This window comes from Pseudarthrobacter sp. 05T312, from assembly GCF_056396685.1.
The window spans coordinates 1-6,299 of sequence record NZ_JBFTLY010000030.1 but is presented as its reverse complement, the minus strand read 5'-3'; the positions used below and the strand labels follow the sequence as shown (position 1 = coordinate 6,299).

Annotated in this window: 1 protein-coding gene and 1 pseudogene; both read right to left on the bottom strand. The window is 66.4% G+C overall.

All coding sequences use genetic code 11. From position 1 onward, the window contains the following. Positions 1-751: pseudogene (locus tag AC1DIP_RS22060) on the bottom strand (Ig-like domain-containing protein); the annotation flags it as partial. A 148-nt stretch (positions 752-899) separates the two neighbouring features. After that, positions 900-6,299 (bottom strand): Ig-like domain-containing protein (locus AC1DIP_RS22055; RefSeq protein ID WP_477735099.1); only part of this gene is annotated, 5,400 nt, incomplete at its 5' end.

Here is a 6,299-nt window from a genome sequence, read left to right as displayed (position 1 = left end):
CCCAACTGCACCGGAGCCGCAGGCACACCCTCACCATCAAACCCCACGGTCTTCGCCGTCCCCCCGTCAAGAGGCTGCTTCAACAACGCCTTCCGCGTCGCCACCGCCACAACATCACTGCCCGGCCCAGGCTGCTGCAACTTCGCATCCCGCGCATTCTCCAACGCCAACCGCTTACCACCAGGCAAAAACAAGCTCCCCGCAGCAGCATCCAACACCACCGGACGGTCCCCCACCACCGTCATCTGCAAATCCCCGGCACCCTTAAGACCATCCCACGTACTGGACTCCGACGACGCAACACCACCCTCGGCATCAACCCCCGTCACCGTCACCACACCAGTCTTCGGATCCGCCGAATAAATCCGGTCATCAGAACCCACCACCGACACAAGACCCGCCGAACCAACCAACACCGGCTCGGACGCTTCCTTATCAAAACCATTCACCGTGGACGGCGACACCGCCCACACCTTCCCCGACGCAGCATCCGTCACCGAAATCGTCCGCGCCCCAAAACTCACATCAGCCGCCCCCGGCAACTGCTTATATAATTCAACCGCCCCACAGCATTCTTCGACTTCGAAACAACCCACACACCACCATCGTTCAACTCCACCTCAGTGGTCTTAAACCCCGGATACAACACAGCACCCGTCACCACCACAGCCACCACAGCACCAAACGCCGTACCAGTGACGAGTTTCCTATGTCGCTTTTTCAGCCCGAGCTTCCCCAGCAGAGTTGTCACAGCGTTACTTTTCCCTCAGATTGTGTAGCCAGATGGCGGCCTGGTCGCAGGACAGGCAGCAGGCTTTCTTTCCCCGCGGCAAGCCTACCGAACCGCTGCAAGGCCCGCGATGGGGACAACTGCCCGCGGCGCTCCGGCATAGCCCGTGTCAGCAATGCGGGGCTCCCAGGCCGGCGGGATCGGCGAGCGTGGTGTGGCCGGCGATCACGTAGCGGCCAACGTTGCGTGCCGAACCGGATTCCACCCGCCACCAGCGGACGATCCCGTTGCCCGACCAGTTGTCGCTCTGGTCGATGTAGCAGGCCACCATGATGCGGTCCTGGTCCGCCTTGTAGAACCAGGGTGGGCTGTCGGCATTGACGCCGTCACAGTCGAAGTAGGGACTTGGCCGGTAGTTCGATCCGCCCAGGGTGAAGGTACAGCTCCTGACGAAGTTGGGGTCGGAGGTCTTGATCCGGGTTTCCCACAGGCCCTGCTTGCCGGCGGTGGCGCTGGCGGTGACCACCGCGCTGCCGGTGCCGACGGAGTTGAAGGTCTGGACCGCGATGGTAACGGTATCGCCGAAGTTGGCCGTGTTGACCGTCCTGCTGCCGGAGGGGGCAACGTTCTCCCAGCCGCCGTTGTTGATCTTGATCTTCGTTTGCGCCACGTCGTTGGTGCTGGTGGACGGGGAGGACCAGTTCAGGGTGGCGGACTTTTGGTTGACACCGCCGTTTTGGCCGGACGCCGAAGGCGTGCCGGGAGATCCGTAGGGTGTTGTCGTCGCGGGTGCACTGGCGTCGGAACTCGGGGCCACCGTGGAGTTGGCGACGACGGTGATGCTGACGGCGTTGCCATTGGCGAAGCCGCCGATGGTCTGGCCGGGCGTGATGGGCCCGCGGGCACCGTTGCTGGCGTTGTAGCTGTAGCTGACTTCGTTTTCTGCTGAACCGTTGCGTTCGGCCGCGGTCAGTTTGCGGAAGTCCACTGTTATGGAGCGCCCTGCTCCGCCGGTGTTGGCCGGTGTGGCCGTCACGCCGGAGACCGGGGACAGCTTGCCGGTGGCGCGGCGGGGGGCCGAGGGCGGACTGACGGCACCCTTGCCTGCCTTGTTCTCTGCCTGCACGGTGAACGTGTAGGCCGCTTCGGAGTTGTTGGCGGTGAAGTTTGCCGTGCGGACGTTGCCGGGGACGGTCTGCGTCTGGGCGGGGGCGTTGCCACCGCTCATGGTGACGTAGTAGGTGCTGATCGGATCGCCGTTGGTGTTGGGTTCGGCCCACGTGACCCGAAGCTGGTTCTGGGTCCCCACGGATGATGCGACGGCGGACGAAGGTGCTGCAGGTGCCGCCGGGACACCGGCGGGATTGTCCTCCGCAGAATACGTCCCCCAGTCGGAGGCGCCAAGCTCGTTGACGGCCTGCGCACGCACCTTGTACTTCACGCCGTTGGTGAGGCCGGTCCAGGTGTAGTTCAGCCCGGCGACCTCGTTCTTCACGGCCACCCCGCTGGCCGGCGGCGGCGAAATTTCCAGGTTGTAGTGCTTCACCGGTGAGCCCTCGGTCTTCGCCGCGGGCCAGGTGACCGCCATCGTCTTGTCCCCGGCCTTCACCGTGGGGGCGTCCGGCGGCGATGGCTTCTCGTCGGGCCGGATTTCGTTGGACTGCGGCGAAGCCTGCGAGTCCCCCACCTCGTTGGTGGCGAGCACCGTGAAAACGTACTTTACGTTGTTGGTGAGCCCGCTCAATGTGCAGGTGGTGGTGGGGCACTTCTGTTCGAAGCCGTTGTTTGAGCGGACGGTGTACCCGGTGATGGGCGCTCCATTGTCCGACGGCGGGGCCCACTTGAGCACGGCGGTGCGGCTGCGGACGTCGGTAGCGCTGGGGGCGGACGGTGCGTCGGGTTTGCCCCGGACGGTGAGCCGCAGGCGGCCGTCCACCTGGCGGGACAGGTCGCCTGTCTTGTCGGCCACGGTGTAGCGGACCACCATGACTCCCTTGTACCCGTCAGCCGGGGTAACGGTGATGCTGTCTCCCGACACGGACGGCTGACCGGCTGCGGAGCCCGTCTCCACCGTGGCGCCAACGATCCGCAGGGGCGTGTCCGGGAAGGGGTTGAAGTCGTTGGCCAGGACGTTGACCTGTTCGGTCTTCCCGGCGTTGGCCTTGTCCACCGCATCATCGTTAGCCACCGGCAGGGGCCGGTTGGAGGCAACGTGGCGTGCGGTGATGGTGGCACTCACGGCGGGAGACCTGCCGTCGGTGACCTTCACCTGGATGTTTCCGGTGACGCCGATGCCCAGGGAACCGTCAGCGGTGATGGCGAGGGTGGCGCCGTCGACCTTTGCGTTGAATCCGGCGGGAAGGGTCCCATCCAGTTCGAAGCGGAGGTTGTCCTTGTCCCGTTCGTCCACGTCCTTGGCCAGCCCGGCGAGGTCCACCGTTGCCTGTTCGGCCTTGGGAACATCCACGGAGGTACCGCTGAAGGTGGGCGGATGGTTGGCGTTGGGGTCCGGGATCACCTTGGTCATGATCACCAGCGTGGATTTCAGGCCGTCGCCGTCGTCGGGTCCGGAGCCGTCCGTCACTTCGAAGGTGATGGAGCCGGGGCCCACGTAGTCCGGTTTCGCGGTGTAGCGCAGGGCCTTGCCGTCGGACTGGATGACGCCCTCCGGTGATCCGCCCTGGACGCGCACGGAGTCGGCCACGGTGATCCTCGCGGTGCGGCCGCTGCGGACGCGGACGTATTCGGACAGGTCCAGGGTGACGTCCTTGCCGGACATGACCTCGACGGGGTCGGTCTTGGCGAGGGTGGGGTACTGCGCGCCCTGGCCCGGGATCCACATCAGGGCGGTGGAGGTGAGGCCGTCGACGTCCGTGACCGTGTAGGGGATCAACTGGTCTTCCGGGGTGAGGTTCACCACCACGTTGCCCGCGCCGCCGGGCCGGGCATTCGGGTTGCCGTCGGGAAGGCTGATCTTCAGCTCGGAAGCCACGCCGTCGGCGTCGGAATCGTTCTTCAGGACGGGGACGTCCACCGCAGTCTTGCCGAGGGTTTCGGCCACGGTCACGTGGTCGTCCTTGGCGACCGGGCGCTTGAGTTCGGCGTCCGGGCTGATCCGGACCCGGATCACGGCGCTGGCGGATGCCTTCTTGTCGTCCTGGATGCGGTAGCTGATGCTTTCGTTGCCGGCGGTGCCCGGTGCGGTGAACAGCACCTTGGCGCCGTCCGTTGCCTCCACCTGCAGGTCGGGCTTGGCCTCGAAGCCGTCGGAAACCAGGCTGAGCGGGTCGCCGTCGGGGTCTGAATCGTTGGCCAGGGCCTCCACGGCCACCTTGCGGCCGGGCCGGACGTCCACGGCGTCGTCCACCGCGATGGGTTTCTGGTTGTTGGCCTCCGGCGGGGCGATGCCCACAATGACTGTGCCGGTGTTTTCGGCACCGATACGGTCCCGGACCCGGTACGTGAAGCTGTCGGTGCCGGCAGCGTCCCCGGCGGCCGTGAACTCGAGGTAGCCGTCGCGCACCACGGCGGTTCCCATGGCGGGTGCCTTGTCGATGCCGATGAGCTGGACGGAGTCGCCGTCGGCGTCGATGCCGTCCAGCGGCACGGGCACCTTGACGGTCATCCCGGCCACCACGCGCGCGGTCAGGTTGCGGGGCTCGGGCCGGGTGTTCCGGTCATCGTCCCGGGCGCGGATGCGGATGGTCACCTGCTGCGAGTCCACCTGGCCGGAGGCGTTCTGCACCTTGTAGATGGCGTACACGGTTTTCGCCTCGGGCCCGGCCACGAACCGCAACTGGTCCCCCGCCACGAACATCCGCCCGTCGGCTGCATCGGGCTGTTGGGCCAGGTCCGGGAGGAGGGTGAGCTTTGATCCATTGGGGTCGGCGTCGTTGGCCAGGACGGGGATGGTGACGACGTCGTTGACCCGGACCGTTGCTTCATCCGGCTTCGCCTGGGGTGCCTGGAGCTTGGCCGGGGCGGGGACTATCAGCACCGCGATCTCGCCGGTGGCCGATGACCGGCCGTTGGACACGGTGTACCGGACGGTCAGCTGGCCCTCGGCGCGGATGTCGGTGATCCTTACCACCGAGTGGTCCAGCACGGCCACGCTGACCGGCAGGCCGGCGTCGGCGGTTACGGACTGCACCACCAGGACGCCGCCCGAGGGGTCCGAGTCGTTGCCCAGGACGTCCACCAGGACGTCACCGCCGGTGGGGAGCAGCGCGGTGTCCCGGACGGCGACCGGCGCGCCCTCGTCAGTGCCCGGCACCACATCAACGCGCACCAACTGCTGGGCGCTGGCCGGTCCGTTGGTCACCAGGTAGCTGACGTAGTGGGCTCCAAGGGTCCGGGAGTTGAAGGTGAACGTCTGCTGGTCCGGGTTGAGGGTCGCCGTGGTCTCGGCATCCGGGGTGGCCTGCGCCAGCCGCAGCGTCCCGCCCTGCGGGTCCGAATCGTTCTTGAGCGGGGTGATGACGGTGTCGGTGCCGGCAACGGCCACCACGTGGTCGGCGTTGGCGATGGGCGGCAGGGCCCCGGGGCTCCTGACGTCGACGGTGACTTTGCCTTCCGCGGTGGACTGGCCGTCCGAGACCGACACGGTGAGGACCTTCCGGCCCGGGGCGGCGCCGGAATCCTGGAAGGTCAGCTGGCCGTCCGGGCGGATCCGGGCCTGGTCCAGTGGATCGCTGCTGGACACGGAGACGGCGAACAGGTCATCGCCGTCGGGGTCCATCCAGTCGGTGAGGATGTTTTGCGTGACCGACTTGCCTGACTGGACCACCAGCGTGGTGTTCCGGTTGGGCTTTGGCCGCGGCGCATTATTGGTGCCGGGTGGGATGATGTTGAGCGTGATGTCAGCGGACGCTGACAGGCCGCGGCCGTCGTCCACGGTGTACTTGAAGGTTTCGCTGCCGGTCTTGTCGGCGGGCACGGCCACCTGCAGGCCCGTGGAGCCATAGATGGGCGAAACGGCGCCGGTCTTAACGCCGTCGGGGGTTCGGACGGTGAGGACGTCGCCGTCGGGGTCGGAGTCGTTGTCCAGGACGGGCAGGATGGTGGTCTTTCCTGCGCGGATGCCGAACTGGTCGGGTTTGGCCACGGGGGCGCTGTTGGGTTTGGTGCGGTCCGGCAGCACGGTCTGCTGGACCTCGTCGGCGGAGTCCTTGTCGGCGTCGTCCGAGGTTTGCTGCGGTGGGATGACGTCGTCCCAGTTGTTCACCAGCTGCATGTTCTGGTTGACCAACCACACATTCCCCGAGTTCACATCGTTCAGGACCACCAGGTCCCGGTTCACCCGGAAAACATACGACGGCGACGCACTCGCCTTCGGCACCGCAACATTCTTATCATCAGCATCATTGACGCAATCCCGGACGTACTTGTTCGCACCCGACCACGCCGCATGCACACACCCACCCAACTGCACCGGAGCCGCAGGCACACCCTCACCATCAAACCCCACGGTCTTCGCCGTCCCCCCGTCAAGAGGCTGCTTCAACAACGCCTTCCGCGTCGCCACCGCCACAACATCACTGCCCGGCCCAGGCTGCTGCAACTTCGCATC